Raw genomic sequence first — 17,369 nt, 5'->3', positions numbered from 1 at the left:
CGCCATTCATCACTGAGACTCTACTTATCGCTCGTCGTTCGGGTCGGTGGTGCGACGGATGATCTCGATCCGGTCCGAGCGTTCTCCTGCCCCGTCGGCACGCGGATATCGCCCCGGTCGCAGTGCCCGTCCGCCCGCGCACTCTCTATGAATTCGCCGGCGCCCCGGCAGTGTTATCGCCGGACGGAGAACAGTTCGGTCACGGCAGCTGCCCGGGCAGGTCTCCGGCGGTGCGCCACCGGCCCGGCCGAGTCGACGTGGCCGCATCTGGTTGTGACGGAAGGCGTGACGCGCGGGGCGTGCGCCGCGCCGGTGGCGGTGGGGCAATAGATTCGAGTCCATGCGTGGTGAGTCCGGGGGCGAGCGGGGCGAGGCCGAGGTGACGGAGCGGGAGCGGGAGCGGCTCGGGATCAAGCTCGAGATCGCGGTCGTGCTGGTGGTCACCTTCGGGTTGAGCGGGCTCAATGCGGGGCTGTCGCTGGTGGAGAGCGCGCTCTCGCCGGGCGGGGTGGGTGGGCGCACCGTCGCGCTGAATCCGTCGCGGTCCGCCCAGTCGACCATCGATCTGCTGTTCCAGCTGCTGAGCGTGGCGCGCCTGGTCGGGTGGGCGGCGCTCGGCCTGTACCTGTTGTGGCGCAGCGGGATCGGGCCGCGCCTGATCGGGTTGGCGGCCCGGCTGCGGTGGCGGGCGGATGTCGTGCCAGGACTGGTGCTCGCGGCCATCATCGGACTGCCCGGCCTCGGCCTGTACCTGATCGCGCACGCCATGGGGGTGAGCGTCACGATTGTGCCCGCGTCGCTCGGCGACCACTGGTGGCGGCTGCCCGCGCTGATCCTGTCCGCCTGCGCGAACTCGCTGGCGGAGGAGATCATCGTGGTCGCCTACCTGATCACCCGCCTGCGCAAGCTCGGCTGGTCGGAGAACTCGTCACTGCTCGCGTCGGCTCTGCTGCGCGGCAGCTACCACCTGTACCAGGGGCTCGGCGGCGGCCTCGGAAACCTGGTGATGGGCTTGATCTTCGGCCGCTATTGGCAGCGCACGAACAAGCTGTGGCCGCTGATCCTCGCGCACGCCACCATCGACGCGGTCGCCTACCTCGGCTACACGGTCCTGCGCGGCCATGTGTCCTGGCTGCCGTAACAAGCACTCTGGCGGTCGCCGACGTTCCGCGGACAGCATGCGGACGATTCCTGGCGCATGTACCACCGACGCGGTCGACTTCCTCGGCTACTCAGTGCGCGTGGCCACGTGTCCTGGCTGCCGTAGCGAGCCCCGTGGCGGTCGCGCGTATTGCGCACCCAGAACAGGACCTAACCCAAGGAATGACTATTCGCAAATAGACCGAGTTCGAGCGCGGGAGTTCGAGCGGCCGGTTCATCCCGGCTGGTCCACGCCCCTTATGCAGGCTGCCGACTACAACGCCCGGCGGCTCAAATGCGACGCAGTCCGTTGAGGAACGGGCAACCCGCCAAGGTGCGGACCGCGCGGCTGAGCGATTCGATGTCGTCGGCGGGGGAGTTGAACGGCAGCCGGAAGTCGTGGTCCCCGTCGCGGCCCTCGACGCGCAGGGTGAGACCATAGCGGTCGATGGCGAGCGGGTGCACGATGCCGTGCTGGAGCCGGGGCGGCAGGTGCCTGGCCAGCTGTGCGACGACGTCCGCGTGGTCGGCGTCCATGTGCAGCAGCCAGGCGGATTCCAAGGCGCAGAACGGATCCGGCTGTGCCGCCCGTAGTTCGTCGATGCTCACCGATTCGGCGCCGGTCGAGTCGGCGACCACAGCGGAGTTGATCACCAGCCGCAGCAGGGTCGCGGTGTGTCCGACGTCGAGCAGGCCCGGGTCCGGGTTCTCCTTGGCGACCTCGCCGGCCAGCGCCCGCTGCGCCTGCGCGGGCACCGCGCGCACCCAGCCACGCAGCCAGACCAGCGCGCGAACGGGTTCGCGCAAGGGGAGCGGGGCGTGATCGGTGAGCTCCAAGACCGCGGGCGCGCCAGCGTCCGGTGAGTTGCCTGCCACGAGTGCCGCCACCGACGTGGTCGGTACCGCGATCACCGCGTCGCCGCACTCGCGCACGTGATGCACCGAGACGGGCGTCGGATCGATGCCGGGCATGGCCAGCACCGCCTGTTCCGCATGCGCACACGCACTGCGGACCCGCTCGGCGGTGGACGGTGTGACGGTCGGTGTCGGACGCGGCATGCAAACCTCCGTGGTCGGGCGTTGTTCGCCTTGCTCGGCGCTCAATTAGGTTACCCTAAGCTAAGTGACGAGCGGAACATCCGCAAGCGTTCGCCCCACGCTGATCCTGAGAATTCGCCGCCCGTTGCACAGCCGAACTCCGCACCGCACCTGGTTGTTACGGTGGATCGGTGGCGCACGGAGCGGAAACACCTGGCGAACCGGTACTGATCGCGTTGTCGGCACCGGCCCGGCGCAGCATCGTCGACGATCTGGTGCGCGCCCCGACCGCCGGCGACGCGGCGCCGATCCTCGACGCCGACGCACCCGACGCGGACGTCGCCGACTTCCTGGCCGCCATCGTGCACACCGACACCGGCTTCATCGCTCGAACGTCCTCGGGTGCCCGCGCCCTCGCGATCGTCGCCGCCACCGCCGCCGCCCTCTGCGGCGAGGACATCCGCACCGCGCTTGGCACCCCGGACACTGTCTTCCTGAACGCCCTGAAACCGCCTGCGGTAGAAGCTCTCCGAACCGTCCTGCTCGCCATCGAGACCGAGCACTCCGACGAAGTAACCCACGCCCTCGCCCCGCTCGCGCGCAACGGTGAAAGGCATGGTGAAAAGGGTTAGCCGGTAAATACCGGGAGCGTCGGTCGCGGACGCAAGTAAGGTCGTAACCGTGCCGCGTATCGCGTACTTCGGGCCCTCCGGAACCTTCACCGAGATGGCCCTCGCCGAACTCGAATCCTCGGGGGCCTTCGAAGGGGCCGTCGAGCGGGTTGCCGCGCCCAGCCAGGGCGCCGCGCTCGAGCTGGTCCGCGCCGGGGAGGTCGACGGGGCGGTGGTGCCGATCGAGAGTTCGGTCGAGGGCTCGATCGCCGCGACGCTCGATTCCCTGGCCATCGGCCCGCGGCTGCAGATCGTGGCGGAGACCGAGCTGGAGGTGACCTTCACGATCCTGGGCCACCCCGGCACCGAGCTGTCCGAGGTGCGCACGCTGGCCGCCTATCCGGTGGCTGCCGCCCAGGTCCGCGAGTGGGTGTCGCGGAATGTGCCGCAAGCCCAGCCCTACGTCTCGGCCTCGAATGCCGCGGCGGCCGAGGACGTGGCGGCAGGTAAGGCCGATGCCGCGGTGTCCACCGCGCTGGCCGGAACCCGGCTCGGGCTGGCGGTGCTGGCTGCGGGCGTGGCCGACCACGAGCAGGCGATCACCCGCTTCGTGCTGGTCACTCGGCCGTGTGTGGCGCCGCCCGCGACCGGTGCGGATCGGACGTCGATCGTGCTGGAGTTGCCGAACGAGCCGGGCTCGCTGATGCGCGCGTTCGCCGAGTTCGCCACCCGCGGTATCGATTTGACCAGGATCGAGTCCCGGCCCACCCGCACCGGCATGGGCACCTATCGCTTTTATCTCGACTGCGTCGGGCACATCGACGACACCGCGGTGGCCGAGGCGCTCAAGGCTTTGCACCGCACCGCCCGGATCCGGTTCCTCGGTTCCTGGCCCGCCACGTCGGCGACCGGCACGCCTCCGCCCTCGGACGAGGCGGCCGCGGGATGGCTGACCCAGCTACGAAAGGGGGTGGCGGATCTGTGACCGAGGCGAAGATCGGCCCGGCCAAGTTGGTTCTGGTCCGGCACGGCGAGACCGAAGGCAATGTCGCGAAGCTGCTCGACACCAAGGTGCCTGGTTTGCCGCTCACCGAACGCGGTGCGGCACAGGCGAAGTTGTTCGGCGAAACCCTGCTGAACCCGCCGCGCGTGCTGTTCTGCTCGACGGCGTTGCGCGCCCGGCAGACCGCGGGCTACATCGAAGCCGCGACCGGCGTGCCCACCACGGTGCTGGACAACCTGCAGGAGGTGCAGGCCGGCGACCTGGAGGGCAAGCACAGCGAGGAGGCGCACCTGTTCTTCCAGCGCATCTACCGGGCCTGGCACAACGGCGATCTGGATGAACGGATCCCCGGCGGTGAGTCCGGCCGCGACGTGCTCGCCCGTTTCCTGCCGGTCATCGAGGAACTTCGCGAGACGTATCTGACGCCGGGGTCGAGCGAAGGCGACGTGCTGTTGGTCAACCACGGTGCCGCGATGCGCCTGGTGTCCCGTTACCTCGCCGATGTGCTGCCGCCGTTCACCACGAACAACCACCTCGACAACACCGAGACCATCGAGCTGGTCCCGCTGCCCGACGGCAGCTGGGACTGCATCCGCTGGGGCCGCTTCACCCCACCCTTCGGCTACGACGTCGCACCAACTTCGGACGACCCGATGGGCTAGGCCTCGGCCTACACCTGTCCCGGTTTGCGCGGGAACTCCGCGCGCTCCGGCAGTCCACTGATCAAGTCCTGCAAGGCTGTTCGCAAACGGGATGGCGTTCCGGTGCTGAGCGACGTCCACTTCACGCCGTCATCGGATTTGCTCGCGGTCGCGATGAAGCGGCCGGCACGGGTGTTGAACACCGCGATGTGGTTGTCGGTGAGGTCGCGGGTGCCGTCGCCGTACACCACCCCGACGATCTCGGCGTGTGAGTGGATCTGCACCATGGCCGAGGCGAGGGCTTGCGCGTCCGCAGGCGGGGTGCCGACCTTGGCCAGCCGATTGGCGGTCGCTGCCGCGTCGCCGGTGTCGTCGAAGATCGGGACCAGCTGTTCGGTCGGCGCCCGCATGCCCGTCAGGTCGAGCGGGTCGGCCTGGCCCAAGGCGGCGATCACCGGGCCGGGCAGGTCGTCCTCGGCCTCGTCGATCACGTAGGACTGCGGCCCGCGCAGGGCGACGGTGACCACATCGTCGCCCTTCGCGAGACACATGCGACTCGCTTGACCCTCCACGAACAGCCGGAGCGCGACCACCCAGTGCGGCCGGTACAGCGCACGCAGCCGGTCCTCGAGTTCCTGGTGCACCGCGTCACCGATCAGCAGTTCCCGATCGGTGAGCGACTGGGCTGCCACGGCCATCGCGGCATCGTGATCGGTGACGTTGTCGTACTGCCCGCGTGCGTCCAGCACGACGGGCACCTCGTCGATCTCCAGCTTCTCCAGGAGAAACTGCATTTCATCGAGCGACAGCACCACCGATGCGAGCATCGACGGGCCGCGGCCCGCACCGAGCACCGTCACTTAGCGGCCATACCGGCGTCGGCGCCGATCACCCCGTCGGCGGCGTAGCGGCCGTCGTTGAAGTGCTCGGTCGAGCGCAGGTAGTCCTGCCCCTTGTGCTCGGACTCGTCGTCCTCGTCGCGCACCTGGTTGCCCAGCAACGGACTCCCCGCGGTGTTGTTGCTACGCGCCGGTGCTGCGGCGGGCTGAGTAGCCGAGACGTTCTCGACGACGGGTGCCGCGGCGGGTGCACCGGTCGGCGCACCTGCGCCCCAGCCTTCGGGCAGCTTGAGCGAGCCGTTGCCGAGGGCGACCGAGGGGCCGGAGGAGAACGACGCGGACCGCGTGCCCGCGGCCGAGGCGGCGGAGGCCAGTCCGGCGCCGCCGACCATGGCGGCCGGTGCGGCACTGGTGATTCCGGGTGTCGCGGCGGTGGTGACGGCCGCGACCGCCTGCGAGCCGATGGTGCCCACGGTGGACACACCGGTGGTCGCCACCGAGCCCGCGATGTTTGCCGCCTGTGTCGCGGCGCCCACCACAGCGGGGTTGTTCACGAACGCGCCTGCCGCGGCGATCGCGCTCTGCACCGGGTCGGCGTTGGTGGCCTGGAACGCCTGATCGGTCTGGCCCGCGTCCGCGGTGCCCGCGCCCTTCGCGATCGTCGGCGGGTTCACGAACTCGCCGGGGGTGACCACCATCGCGGTGGTCGCCGCCTCGTAGGTCTCCATGGTCAGCGCGGCCCGCAGGTCGAGCGCGGCCTTGGCGGCCTCGGCCAGCTCCGAGGTGCCGTTGAGCACGCCGCCGGTCGAGTGCGCGGCGATGCGCGCCGCGTTCACCGCCGCGATCTCCGGGATGCTCGGCATGGCCAGCGAGGCCACGGTGTAGGCGATCGCGTTACTCGCCGCCTTCGAGCTCATGGTGGCCGCCATGACACCCTGCTGCTCGGACCAGCCGATGAAGCCGGTGAGCTTGGACAGCGCCGAGATGCCGTTGATGCCCTGCATACCGACGCCCAGCTCCGCCATCACCCGGGCGACGGTCGCGGTGGCGTCGACCCAGGCCGCGGTCAGCCCGCCCCACGCGGTGGCCGCTGCCGAGATCGGGATGGCGTGTGCGCCTGCGTTCAGCGCGATCGAGTTGCCTTCTGCCTGACGGGGCAGCCAGAACACCCCGGTGATTCCTGCGGTCATGCTTTCTCCCCTTGCTTGTGCGTTATGCGATGCCCGCAGGCGTTAAGCGATTGTTCCGCTGACGATGTTGAGTGCGCCCGCCCGTACGACATCCTCACCGACGTGGGTGACGAGCTGGCTGCGCAACGTCGCGGCGGCGTGGTGCAGTTCGAGAATCCCCTGGGCTACGGCTTGGTCGTGCGTCGCGGCACCCTTGTTGAGGTGGTTCGCGGCGTGCAGCGACACCTCGTCGATCCCGGAGGGGACGACATGCGTCGCGGGTGCGGTCAGCGCGGCGGCGGCGGCGAGCCGCTCGGCCAGCAGATCCAGCTCAGCGGCGGCAGCAAGGACGACCTCGGGTTGTACGTGTACGTGGCCAACCATGACTCGACTCCTTCTAGTGGCGGCTATGGGGCGGAACCACGAGAATTCCCCCTTCGAGTGATAGGACGCGACAGCGAAGCGATCGGTTCCATCGAATCCCCTGAAGCTTCTTCCTGTCTCGCCCCAACTGCAACCGCACTCATACAGCTGGATAAAGACTAGCCCCATCCCAGCTGATGCAGGCGGTCTTCGTCAATGCCGAAATAGTGTGCGATCTCATGGATCACGGTGATTGCCACCTCTTCCACCACTTCGCTCTCGTCCGAGCAGATGGCGAGGATGGATTCGCGATAGATCGTCACGGTGTCCGGCAGCGCGCCGCCATAGTGACTGTCCCGTTCGGTGAGTGCGATTCCGTGATAGAGCCCGAGCAAATGTGGATCATCCGAATTGCGTGCTTCGATCAGGACGACGACATTATCGATGGCTTGGGCGAGCTCCGTCGGGATCCGATCGAGCGCGTCGCCGACCAACTCCTCGAACCGGTCCTCGGACATGGAGACCGACATCGTCGCGGATTACCTCGGCTGCGGCGGCAGCGGCGCGGCGCCGGGCAGCGGCGTCGGGGTGGAGCGGCCGGTGTTCGGCGGCGGCTGCGGCGCCTGCCCGTTGATCAGGATGTCGCCGCGCGCGGAACCGGTGATCGGCGCGAAGCCCTCCCGATCGGCCCCCTTGCCGACCATGCAGTCCAGCTTGCGGCTACCAGCCAGCCAGCTGCGCGCATCCAGGAAGTCGAAGAACAGCGTCAGCGTCTTGTTGCGCACGACATCGGGCCCGCCGAGATACTCCGCCGAGGTGCGCGCGCACTCCTCCTCGACGAACCGGTCCTGCTCCTCCTTGGCGGGCGGCCCGCCCTGGAACCGCTGGCCGAGGTCGATGGTGGAGACGATCTCGACGGCGTGCACCTGCGAGCAGTCCACCGGGTCGGTCGGCAGGTTCTGGTTGATGCCGAGGCACACGCCCGGGCCGTACACCTTCGACTGATCGTGTTCGGCGGCGCTGCCGGTCGACGGCGGCGTGCCCGCGCTCGCCGCGTACTGCAAACCGCAACGCAGCGTGCGATCGCCGTGCTGCCAACCGTCGGGGCTCGGATACATCAATCCGACGATGTAGCGCCCGCGCGGATCGAACTTGCCGCCCATGTACTGCTGCACCGCGGGCACGCAGTGCTCTTCCTTGAGCTCGGTCAGCCGCAGCGAGTCGGGGAATCGTGAGCCGGGCCCGAACTCCTTGCCCGGGTACTTGCTCATGTCGATATCCGCCGCGACCTCGAACATGTGCTTGCTCTCGCAGCGCACCTTGACCAGGTCGGAGTGGTCGGGCTTGGACCAGCTCAGGCAATCGCCCTTGACCGCGGTACCGAACTCCTTGTCGACCACCGGTTCACCGGCCGAGGCCGGGCTGTGCGCCTCGATCTTGTTGTTGTCGAACCCCGTCACGAACAGCGTCACCAGGGCGGCGATCACGGCACCGGTGGCCACCAGCAGCAGCCCCCAGCGCAGCGTCGGAGCAGGCAGCGGCGTCTCACCGGTGAACACGCCCCGTACCGCGTCGAACGAACGCCGCGCCGCGCCGCCGCCGCTGCGTGACGGCATGGCGCGTGTGCTCGGCCGGCTCGATGGCTCTGGCTCGGGGGCGTGATCGGAGGGGGACATCGCGATCCATCATGGCAGTCTCCGCGCCGCGGTGCCACGACCCGTTCTGATCAGCGCTTTTGCCGGCTAACCACGGAACGCGGAGACGAAGATGCCGGGAATCCGCGCCGGGTTGCCGCTCGCGTAGAACTCGGTGAGCTTGCGCGCGGTCGCCGCCGCGGCCGTGTTGCCGACGAACCACGGCGGTTTCGGCGACAACGCGAGCTCACCGTGCAGCAGCGAGCGTGGCGCCGGCCGGAACGGTCCGCGCACCACCGTGCGCTCCACGTCGTCGAGCAGGAAGGCGTTGTGCACCACGCCGATTCCGCTCTGCACGTCGTCGAGGGTGTGGCCGGGGTACGCGCCCCACGCGGCGTGCGGGGCGAGGAAGGCGAGTCCGGTCCACGCGTTCACCGCGATCGCGCCGTAGCGCAGCCGTTCGATGGCGCGCTCGAAGCCGATGCCGAGCCTGCGGATGGTGGACGGATGGGCCAGCACGTTGGCGCCGAGCGTTCCGGTGAGTTCGTTGTTCACGAAATCGACCGCTCGCTGCAGGAATTCGCCGCCCGGGTAGGGCAGTTCGACCACGCCGAGGACGGGCGAGAAGTACTCGGTGCGCAGCAGCGGCGTATCGGTGAGCGGCAGCTGCTCGATCAGCACCCGGCCGGAGCCGACCTGGCCGGCGCCCGGATAGGACGCCAGCGCGTCCGCGACCCGCGAGTCGCTGCCCGGGTAGTACGCGGCCCGCTGCGGGGCCTGCGCGAGCGCGGTGCGCAGCTCGGCCAGGAACTTGTCCTTGAGCGCCCAGTCCTTGCTGAGCACCACCGCCTGCGCGGCGACGCAGTTGTAGCCGCCGTTGTGCAGCCGCTGGGTCGCCACGTGCTCGGCCTGGAAGCGCAGATCGGCGTCGGACCAGTCGCCGGGCACCACGATGGTCGGCGACACCCCGCCGAGCTCGCTGGTGATCGGCTTGTCCAGCAGCGGCCGCTTGTCCTTCTTGCGTTCCAGTCCCTCCGGGCCCGGCCCCCACACGATCGTGTCGTGGGTCTGCGCGCTGCCGGTCATGTGCACATGCGCGACCTCGGGGTGGTGCACGAGGTAGCGACCGGTGTCGGCGTCGCCGGTCACGATCCGCAGCACGCCGAGCTCGCACAGCGGCGCGAACACCATCTCGAACACCGTGTACAGCGGATCGGTGATCGGGTTCAGCTTCAGCACGACCACCCGGTTGTGCGCGAACAGTTCGTACAACGCGTCCAGCGGCGGAATGGAGGTGATGTTGCCCGCGCCGAGCACGACCCCGATGCCGCCGGTCGCGGTCGGGTCGAGCTGCGCCAGCCCGGCCCGGCGCCGCGCGGTATCGGCGTCGACGCCCGGCCGCAGCCAGACCTCGCCGTGAAAACCGTTGAGCAGCAACCGGTCATAGTTGCTCAGCGGCAGGATCGGCACCGCCACCCGATTGCCGAGCGCGGTCCGCACGGTGACTCCGTCGAGCGGGCTGCGCCCCTCGTCCAGCGCGGCCAGCGTCGCGGAGAGCGCGGCCGTGGCCTGCAGCAGGGTCAGCGGTCCGGACATCCACTCCTCGCCGACCAGCGGCGAGTCGGCGTCCAAACCCTTGATGGTCCGCGCCGCCCGCACCCAGTCGCCGGCGAAGCGCCCGGTTCGGGCGTGGATGTCGTCGAGGAGCTCACGGCGGCGGCGGAGCGGGGTCTGCGCCCAGGCTTTCTCGCCCGCAGTCAGCTCGGTCAGTACGTCATCGATGGCTGATTCGTCGAAAGTTGTACCCACAAGCCAACTATGCGCGCGTCCTCGGCCGAGCGGTCCGCATCCTGGGATATCGGGGTGAAACAGCAATATCCCGCGGCGCGAGCGGCAGGCCCGGAGGAGGTAGCGCAGCGTAACCACGGAGGGACCCGGGAGTGCCGCAAATGAAACACCGACCACTAGGCTGAGGCCCCATGATCGACCTCCGATTCCTGCGGGACAACCCCGACGCGGTCCGCGCCTCGCAGCGCGCCCGTGGCGAAGACCCCGCCCTCGTCGATGCCCTGCTCGAGGCCGACGCCGCCCGCCGTGCGGCCGTGGCCACCGCCGACAACCTGCGCGCCGAGCACAAGGCGATGGGCAAGCTGGTCGGCAAGGCGAGCAAAGAGGAGCGGCCCGCGCTGCTCGCGCAGGCGCAGGAGATGTCGGTCAAGGTCAAGGAGGCCGAGGCCGCGCAGCACGCGGCCGATGCCGATATGGACGCCGCGCACCGCGCCATCTCCAACGTGGTGCAGGAGGGCGCTCCCGCCGGCGGCGAGGCCGATTTCGTCGTGCTCGAAACCATCGGGACGCCACCGGAGTTCGACTTCGAACCGAAAGACCATCTGGATCTCAGCGAGTCGCTCGGCCTGATCGACATGGAACGCGGCGCGAAGGTCTCGGGCGCCCGCTTCTACTTCATGACCGGTTACGGCGCGCTGCTGCAGCTCGGTCTGCTGCAGCTCGCGGCGCAGAAGGCGGTGGCCAACGGTTTCACCATGATGATCCCGCCGGTGCTGGTGCGCCCGGAGATCATGGCGGGCACCGGCTTCCTCGGCCAGCACGCGTCGGAGGTCTATCGCCTTGCCGAGGAGGACCTGTACCTGGTCGGTACCTCGGAGGTGCCGCTGGCCGGTTACCACTCGGACGAGATCCTCGACCTGAGCGACGGCCCGAAGCGGTACGCGGGCTGGTCGTCGTGCTTCCGGCGGGAGGCGGGCAGCTACGGCAAGGACACCCGCGGCATCATCCGGGTGCACCAGTTCGACAAGGTGGAGATGTTCGTCTTCACCACGCCCGAAGAAGCCGACGCCGAACACCAGCGCCTGCTCGGCTGGGAGCAGGACATGCTCGCGGCCGTCGAGGTCCCGTACCGGGTCATCGACGTCGCCGCAGGCGATCTCGGCAGCTCGGCCGCGCGCAAGTTCGACTGCGAGGCTTGGGTGCCGACCCAGCAGACCTACCGGGAACTCACCTCGACCTCGAACTGCACCACCTTCCAGGCCCGTCGCCTCTCGGTGCGTTACCGCGACGAGAACGGAAAGCCGCAAATCGCAGCCACTTTGAACGGCACGCTCGCGACCACCCGCTGGATCGTGGCGATCCTGGAGAACCACCAGCAGGCCGACGGTTCGGTGCGGGTGCCCGCGGCGCTGGTGCCGTTCGTCGGCACCGAGGTGCTGACCCCGCCGAAGTAGCGGACGGGCCTGCGGCGGTGGGCGGACATTCGCTCGTCCCAACCGCCTCCGGTCCGCCCCTCGGAACACTGGATAGCGCCTGTGAATATCGAGTGTGGGCACCCGTGGCCTAGTCGCGTTGGCTACCCGAATGTTTCGCGAAGATGAATAGCCAACCGTTCGCCACTCCGGATTCACGGGATGTGGCAACCGCTGGGATTCGTTGTGTCTAGGCTATTCACCGTGCGAGGAATCGGGGCGCGCGGCGATACCCGAACCCGGGTGCGGGCGGCATCGGCGCTGGCGACAGCTATGGTCATGGCTCGGACCACCGGGGCGTTCTACGTCATGGGTGGTGTGCTGGGTCTGCTTATCACTGCCGTCGCCCCGGGCGACGAGGGTAATCGGGCACTGGTCGGCACGGCAGCGGCGATCGCGCTGACGCTCGGGCTCACCCTGCTGGCGTGGGGACCGCGGTTGCCGCACTCGGTGCACCACGGTTACGTCGCGATCGCGACGGTGCTGGTGACCATCGCGGTGTACGCGTTCCCCAACACGGTCGGTGCGATCAGCCTCGCTGCGTTCTACGTCTTCATCGCCTGCGACGCGGCTCTGTTCTTCGCGTGGTCGCAAGCCGCCGCGCATATCGCCTTCGCGCTGGCGTTGTGCCTGTGGGTGCTGCCCGCACGGCCGGTGGACCCGGGGCTGCCGTGGTGGTCCGGGCTGATCCCGGCCGGTGTCACCGTCGGCGTCGGCGTGGTGGTCGGCATCCTCACCAGGATGGCCTCGGAAGCCGATATCGACGTGCTGACGGGGCTGTTGAACCGGCGCGGCTTCGACCGCGCGCTGAACTCCGCGATCGACCAGGCCACCCGCACCGGCCAGGGCCTGGCGCTGGTGCTGGTCGACCTCGACCGCTTCCAGAAGATCAACGACCACCTCGGCCACCGCGCGGGCGACGCCGTGCTGCAGCGGGTGGCCGACACCTGGTCGAAACTGCTTGCGCCGGACCAGCGTCTGGCCCGCTACGGCGGCGACGCGTTCGCGATGCTGTTGCCGAACACCACCGAACAGGCCGCCATCCTACTCACCGAGCAGCTACGCGCGGCGGTCACCACCGGCTGCTCGGCCGGCGTGACCTCGTGGCAGCCGGGCGAATCCGGCTCGCTGCTGGTGAGTCGCGCGGACGTCGGCCTGTACCGGGCCAAGCAGGCGGGCCGCAACCGGACGGTGCTCGAGTCGTCGCGCCAGCTGCCGCTTGCGGTGGAGTTGCGCGAGGCCATCGACCGCGGCCTGCTCGACGTGCACTACCAGCCGATCGTCAGCCTCACCGAAGGCGGCGGCAAGGCGGTCGGCGTCGAGGCGCTGCTGCGCTGGTCGTCGAGCGCACAGCCGGACGTCACCACCGAGGGCCTGATCCGGGTCGCCGAGGAATACGACCTCATCGCCGATCTGGACGAGCTGGTGTTGCGCCGGGCCTGCGCCGACGCCGCGCGGTTGCAGGACACCTTCGCCCAGCTCGACCTGACGCTGAACGTGAACGTCAGCGGCCTGGAACTGGCCGAAGCCGGCTACGCCGACCGGGTGGCGGGCATCCTCGCCGGCACCGGCTGGCCCGCCGAGCAACTGGTGCTCGAGGTGACCGAGAGCGAGCTGGCCGCCGAATCCCACACCGCCATCGCGAATCTGCACACGCTGCGCGAGCGTGGCGTGCGCATCGCCATCGATGACTTCGGCACCGGATACTCCTCGCTCAGCAGGCTGGCCACGCTGCCCAGTGACATCCTCAAGGTCGACCAGTCCTTCGTCGCCGCGATCCGCTCCGACTCCCCGGCGCCGCCGCTGCTCGGCGTGATCGCCGCGTTGAGCAGCGCGCTCGACCTCCAGGTGATCGCCGAGGGGGTGGAGACCGAATATCAGGCCGCCGTACTCACCGAACTCGGCTTCGCGCTCGCCCAGGGCTACCACTACAGCGACTCGCATCCGGTGGCCGAGCTGATCAGCGACCTCAACGAGAACCACGGACGGGTCGGCCCCGGTGCGGCGGACCGGCGGCTCGACGACGGCGATTCGATGCACGCCGCCAACGGTTGGCTGCCCCTGCGATAACCGCTTGACGCGACCCGGCGCGGCTGCGCATGCTGACCGTATGCGTTTGCTCGTTTATGCCTATTGACCTGTCAGTGAGCTGCTTGCCCGGCTGACGGGTAGCACCGATTCGCCGTCGCTGCGCGCGCTGACTATTCGCGCCGTGCTGTTCAAGGGCATCGGCGACCTGATCCCGCTCTATGCGCTGTACTCCCTGCTGTTCGCCGATCATGGGCTGAGCACCGGGCAGATCTCCTCGCTGTTCGCGATCTGGTCGACCACCGCGTTCCTGCTCGAGGTGCCGTCCGGTGCCTGGGCGGACACGGTGTCGCGGCGTGCCCTGCTCATCCTCAGCGGTGTCCTGCTGACCGCGGGGTTCGCCCTGTGGACCCTGGTGCCCACCTTCCTCGGCTTCGCGCTGGGATTCGTACTGTGGGGTACCGCAGGCGCTTTGGTGTCCGGCACCTTCGAGGCCCTGCTGTACGACGACCTCGCCGCCCGTGGCGAACAGTCCTCCTACGCGCGCATCCTCGGTTACACCCGCGCGGCCGCGGAGACCGCCATTGTCATCGGCATCGTGGCCGCCACCCCGCTGTATCTGTGGGGTGGCTACGCGCTGATCGGTTGGTCCAGCGTCGGATTCGCCGCGTTGCACACGGTGATCGCGATGACGTTGCCCAGTGCGCCGAAGGTGGTTTCCGCTGCCGCGGTCGAAGAGCTGGAAGACGAAGTCGGCGAGGGGCATTCGATCGATGACTCAGGAGCCCACGCAACGAGTCCTGCCGCGGTCATGGCATCGAGTGCGGACACAGTCGGCGACGGCCCGAGTGACAGCAACTGGGTAGCGCGGGGCCTCGATCGACCGCACAGCGCGGACCCAGCGGTGGCAGGTGCATTCGCTCGCTATATCGGCATGCTGAAGACCGGTGTCGCCGAGGCGATTCGGGTGCGGGCGGTGCGCAACGGTGTGCTGCTCGGGGCGCTGCTGTTCGGGATCACCGCCTTCGACGAGTACTTCGCGCTGCTCGCCGAGTCGGCCGGGGTGGCGACGGCGGTGGTGCCGCTGCTCGTCGGCGTGACGGTGCTCGGCTCGCTCATCGGCTCGGTTCTCGCCGGGCGCACCGAGGGCATGTCGGGCCGCACCATGGCGATCGCGGTCGGTTTCGGCGGTGTGCTGTTCCTCGGCGGCTCGCTCATCGCCGGGCTCGCCGAGGGTCGGCCGAGCGCCGTGTATGTCCTTACCGGCCTGGGGTTCACCGCGATCGGCGTCTCCTACGGCATCGTCTACAACGCCGGTGTCGTCGCGGGTGCGCGCCTCCAGGACGCGATCGAGGGCCCCGCTCGAGCCACGGTGACTTCGGTATCCGGGCTGCTCGGTGAGGTCGTCGCCCTGGTCGTGTTCGCCTTCGCCGCCATCGCCACCACGTGGTGGTCCATGCCGACCATCCTCGCGACCCTCGGCGCCACGCTGCTCCCGATCGCTCTGGTGACCACCTCATGGCTGCCGCCGAAACCGGTCGACCCGTCGTCAGCTGGGTGAGCCATCGCCGGGCGCGTCATGCGTGTGCCGGCCGGTGGTTAGTCGAGCGTGACGCCGATGAGATGGCTTGCGGTGAGCAGGAATTGGTCGGTGGAGCGGTCGATCAGCGCGGTGCGGGTGACCGGAAGGGTGCCCGCCAGCCAGCTGTTGGTGGTTTCCCAGAGGCCGCCGAGGAGGTGGGTGGCGGCGAATTCGGCGTGGTCCCCGGCATTTTCGACGACGTCGGCGCCGACCTCGCCCGCGCACACGGCCAGCATGATGCCTGCGAAGGAGCGCATCACCTCGGCCCTGCGCATCAGCAGTGCGGGGTTCAGCTGCGCCTCGACGGTGGCGATGCGCGCCTTGCGCGGGTCGTCGGCGATCAGGTCGATGGCCGCGGCGATGGCCGCCCTGGTCTTGGCGCGGATGTCGGTGGGCGTGGTGACGAATGCGGTGACCACCGCCTGGCCGATCTCGTCGACGATCCGGTCGAACACTTCGCTGAACACCGCGTCGAGGTCGGTGAAGCTCTCGTAGTAGTACCGCTCGGAGAGCCGCGCCTGCGTGCACAGACCGGAGACGGTCAGTTTCGCGAAACCCGAGGTCCCGATGATTTCCTGCGCGGCATCGAGCAGTGCGCCGCGTCGGCGCGCCTTGCGCTGCTCGATCGGGACGCCGCCGTAGGACCGCGAGGTGGTAGCCATCCGAGTCATTCTGGCACACCTCCTTGCCAGATATCCGATTCTGTGGGACGGTCTTGTCAGAATGCTCGACCACGAACCTCGATCCGACGGGTGAAGTGCAATGGCGCATGACAACCAGAAACTGCCCACTCCGCAGCTGTTCACGGAGTTCCCGTTCAAGTACGCAGTGCCCGTCATGGCACCGGGCGACCTGAGCTGCACCGCCGCCCAGCGCGACTCGTTCCGCCGCTTCACCCAGGTCGGTGATCCGCTGGCGGACGCCGTGGTCGCCATGTTCAAGCGGCTGCCCGTCGGCGAGGGCCGCCGGATGTTCGAGCTCGCCGTCGAACACGGCATCGACGCTGTGCCGGACGCCCCGCCGGAGCTGGTGGCGCTCTTCGAACAGGTGGAAGCGGCGCCGTACTGGCTGGACCGCGACAAGATCGATCGCGGGGCCCGCGTGGTCGGTCGCACCGGCGTCTGGGGTGGCATCGCCATGGGCATGTTCGCTCTGATGGGCGGATACCTGGCGTCGCGCGCGGACAAGACCCTCGTCGGTACCGGCGACCTGGACGCGATGGCGCCGCGCAGGCTGGCCGAAACCACCCAGTGGTGGCTGGACGTGACGACGCCCGGTGGGCTGGAACGCAACGCGGTCGGCTACAAGAGCGTGCTGCGCGTGCGGTTGATGCACGCTTTGGTGCGGGCGGGCATGAACCGCCGCCCCGACTGGGATTACGCGGCCTGGGACCACCCGGTCAACCAAGTGCTCACCGTCGGCACCCTCGGCCTGTTCTCCATGGCGAATCTGGTTGGCGCCCAAGCGCTCGGGCTGCAATTCTCGGCCAAGGAGAAGGACGCGGTATTCCAGCTGTGGCGCTACGTCGGATTCCTGCTCGGCGTGGACGCCGAGATCCTGCCGACCTGTGAGACCGACACCTGGCGCGCCTTCTGGATCCTCGCCGACACCGAATTCATCCCCGACGCCGATTCCCAGCGCCTGGCCCAAGCTCTGATCCCCGCGGCGGGTGGCCTGTTCGTCGGCGACACCACCGCGGCACAGCGCGCGGTGCGCCGGGTAGTCACCAGCTATATGGTCGCCTACAGCCGAATCATTCTCGGCCCCAGCAACGCCGACTTCCTCGACCTGCCCGACAGCAGATTCTTCAAGACCGCCGTCTTGGCCACCGCCGTAGTCAACGGCGCGCTGGAGGTGCCCCGCCGAATCCTCCCCGGCGCCACCCGCTTCCACGAAAACCTCGGCGCCCGCATCCGCACCCGCCTGGTCCGCGGCTCCATCGCCCGCAACGGCGGCGACCGCACCTACGCCCGGCACGACACCTACGCGAACCGCGCCACCCTCCGCGCAGGCTGATCCCGCCTCCCGCAGCCTTCGTGCGGCGTGCGCGCGGCGGGGTGG

16 protein-coding genes are annotated in these 17,369 nt (G+C 69.1%); 8 read left to right on the top strand and 8 right to left on the bottom strand.

What is annotated here, in order from left to right:
* Positions 1–340 precede the first annotated feature (340 nt).
* Entirely contained in the window at positions 341–1,141 is an 801-nt protein-coding gene (locus NN4_RS28330) for a CPBP family intramembrane glutamic endopeptidase (RefSeq protein ID WP_147137807.1), read from the top strand.
* A gap of 290 nt (positions 1,142–1,431) precedes the next feature.
* Here the strand turns inward: NN4_RS28330 and NN4_RS28325 are convergent, their stop codons facing one another.
* Positions 1,432–2,199, bottom strand: coding sequence for a DUF2470 domain-containing protein (locus NN4_RS28325; RefSeq protein WP_135234228.1), 768 nt, complete (start codon positions 2,197–2,199; stop codon positions 1,432–1,434).
* A gap of 170 nt (positions 2,200–2,369) precedes the next feature.
* Between NN4_RS28325 and NN4_RS28320 the strand changes: the two genes are divergently transcribed.
* From NN4_RS28320 to NN4_RS28310, 3 genes are read left to right on the top strand one after another with little or no spacing between them, the layout of a single operon-like run.
* Positions 2,370–2,810 (top strand): hypothetical protein, encoded by a 441-nt coding sequence (locus NN4_RS28320; protein WP_147137804.1) that lies wholly within the window; start codon positions 2,370–2,372, stop codon positions 2,808–2,810.
* Positions 2,811–2,859: 49 nt separating this feature from the next.
* Positions 2,860–3,774, top strand: a complete 915-nt coding sequence (gene pheA, locus NN4_RS28315; protein ID WP_147137801.1) for a prephenate dehydratase — start codon at positions 2,860–2,862, stop codon at positions 3,772–3,774.
* Positions 3,771–4,454, top strand: a complete 684-nt coding sequence (locus NN4_RS28310) for a histidine phosphatase family protein (RefSeq protein ID WP_246181135.1) — start codon at positions 3,771–3,773, stop codon at positions 4,452–4,454. Before pheA ends, NN4_RS28310 begins: the two co-directional genes overlap by 4 nt.
* A gap of 8 nt (positions 4,455–4,462) precedes the next feature.
* Here NN4_RS28310 and NN4_RS28305 read toward each other — a convergent pair whose 3' ends face one another.
* The 6 genes from NN4_RS28305 to NN4_RS28280 form a co-directional block, all read right to left on the bottom strand.
* A complete protein-coding gene (locus NN4_RS28305) occupies positions 4,463–5,293 on the bottom strand; it encodes an ESX secretion-associated protein EspG (protein WP_147137798.1) in 831 nt (276 codons plus the stop codon).
* Positions 5,290–6,462 (bottom strand): PPE domain-containing protein, encoded by a 1,173-nt coding sequence (locus NN4_RS28300; protein WP_135234232.1) that lies wholly within the window; start codon positions 6,460–6,462, stop codon positions 5,290–5,292. Before NN4_RS28300 ends, NN4_RS28305 begins: the two co-directional genes overlap by 4 nt.
* A gap of 42 nt (positions 6,463–6,504) precedes the next feature.
* The gene (locus tag NN4_RS28295; RefSeq protein ID WP_135234233.1) at positions 6,505–6,825 is read right to left on the bottom strand and encodes a PE domain-containing protein; all 321 of its coding nucleotides are present in this window, start codon (positions 6,823–6,825) and stop codon (positions 6,505–6,507) included.
* A gap of 158 nt (positions 6,826–6,983) precedes the next feature.
* Positions 6,984–7,334 carry a metallopeptidase family protein gene (locus NN4_RS28290; protein ID WP_147137795.1) on the bottom strand — a complete coding sequence of 117 codons (351 nt, stop codon included), beginning with the start codon at positions 7,332–7,334 and terminating at the stop codon, positions 6,984–6,986.
* A 9-nt stretch (positions 7,335–7,343) separates the two neighbouring features.
* Complete coding sequence (locus NN4_RS28285; RefSeq protein WP_147137792.1) at positions 7,344–8,420, bottom strand: septum formation family protein; 1,077 nt, start codon at positions 8,418–8,420, stop codon at positions 7,344–7,346.
* 126 nt (positions 8,421–8,546) lie between these two features.
* Positions 8,547–10,247 carry an aldehyde dehydrogenase family protein gene (locus NN4_RS28280; protein ID WP_147137789.1) on the bottom strand — a complete coding sequence of 567 codons (1,701 nt, stop codon included), beginning with the start codon at positions 10,245–10,247 and terminating at the stop codon, positions 8,547–8,549.
* A gap of 170 nt (positions 10,248–10,417) precedes the next feature.
* Here NN4_RS28280 and serS point away from each other — a divergent pair, with 170 nt between their 5' ends.
* From serS to NN4_RS28265, 3 genes are all read left to right on the top strand, one after another.
* Positions 10,418–11,680: a serine--tRNA ligase gene (gene serS / locus NN4_RS28275; protein ID WP_107653578.1), complete on the top strand. Its 1,263-nt coding sequence runs from the start codon at positions 10,418–10,420 to the stop codon at positions 11,678–11,680.
* Positions 11,681–11,902: 222 nt separating this feature from the next.
* Positions 11,903–13,768: a putative bifunctional diguanylate cyclase/phosphodiesterase gene (locus NN4_RS28270; protein ID WP_246181134.1), complete on the top strand. Its 1,866-nt coding sequence runs from the start codon at positions 11,903–11,905 to the stop codon at positions 13,766–13,768.
* Positions 13,769–13,910: 142 nt separating this feature from the next.
* Positions 13,911–15,287, top strand: coding sequence for an MFS transporter (locus NN4_RS28265; protein WP_246181133.1), 1,377 nt, complete (start codon positions 13,911–13,913; stop codon positions 15,285–15,287).
* 38 nt (positions 15,288–15,325) lie between these two features.
* Here the strand turns inward: NN4_RS28265 and NN4_RS28260 are convergent, their stop codons facing one another.
* Positions 15,326–15,970 (bottom strand): TetR/AcrR family transcriptional regulator, encoded by a 645-nt coding sequence (locus NN4_RS28260; protein WP_135234238.1) that lies wholly within the window; start codon positions 15,968–15,970, stop codon positions 15,326–15,328.
* Positions 15,971–16,070: 100 nt separating this feature from the next.
* Here NN4_RS28260 and NN4_RS28255 point away from each other — a divergent pair, with 100 nt between their 5' ends.
* Entirely contained in the window at positions 16,071–17,324 is a 1,254-nt protein-coding gene (locus NN4_RS28255) for an oxygenase MpaB family protein (RefSeq protein WP_147137781.1), read from the top strand.
* Positions 17,325–17,369 lie beyond the last annotated feature (45 nt).

The organism is Nocardia ninae NBRC 108245 (assembly GCF_007990755.1).
Lineage (GTDB): Bacteria > Actinomycetota > Actinomycetes > Mycobacteriales > Mycobacteriaceae > Nocardia > Nocardia ninae.
Note: the sequence above shows the minus strand (reverse complement) of the source record. Positions and strands in the feature narration are given on the sequence as shown.

Bases quoted from the DNA above. Each gene is read 5' to 3' on its own strand.
- NN4_RS28300 (WP_135234232.1), bottom strand. From the start codon at position 6,462: ATGACCGCAGGAATCACCGGGGTGTTCTGGCTGCCCCGTCAGGCAGAA.
- NN4_RS28260 (WP_135234238.1), bottom strand. From the start codon at position 15,970: ATGGCTACCACCTCGCGGTCCTACGGCGGCGTCCCGATCGAGCAGCGC.
- NN4_RS28330 (WP_147137807.1), top strand. From the start codon at position 341: ATGCGTGGTGAGTCCGGGGGCGAGCGGGGCGAGGCCGAGGTGACGGAG.
- NN4_RS28255 (WP_147137781.1), top strand. From the start codon at position 16,071: ATGGCGCATGACAACCAGAAACTGCCCACTCCGCAGCTGTTCACGGAG.
- NN4_RS28290 (WP_147137795.1), bottom strand. From the start codon at position 7,334: ATGTCGGTCTCCATGTCCGAGGACCGGTTCGAGGAGTTGGTCGGCGAC.
- serS (WP_107653578.1), top strand. From the start codon at position 10,418: ATGATCGACCTCCGATTCCTGCGGGACAACCCCGACGCGGTCCGCGCC.
- NN4_RS28295 (WP_135234233.1), bottom strand. From the start codon at position 6,825: ATGGTTGGCCACGTACACGTACAACCCGAGGTCGTCCTTGCTGCCGCC.
- NN4_RS28285 (WP_147137792.1), bottom strand. From the start codon at position 8,420: ATGCCGTCACGCAGCGGCGGCGGCGCGGCGCGGCGTTCGTTCGACGCG.
- NN4_RS28325 (WP_135234228.1), bottom strand. From the start codon at position 2,199: ATGCCGCGTCCGACACCGACCGTCACACCGTCCACCGCCGAGCGGGTC.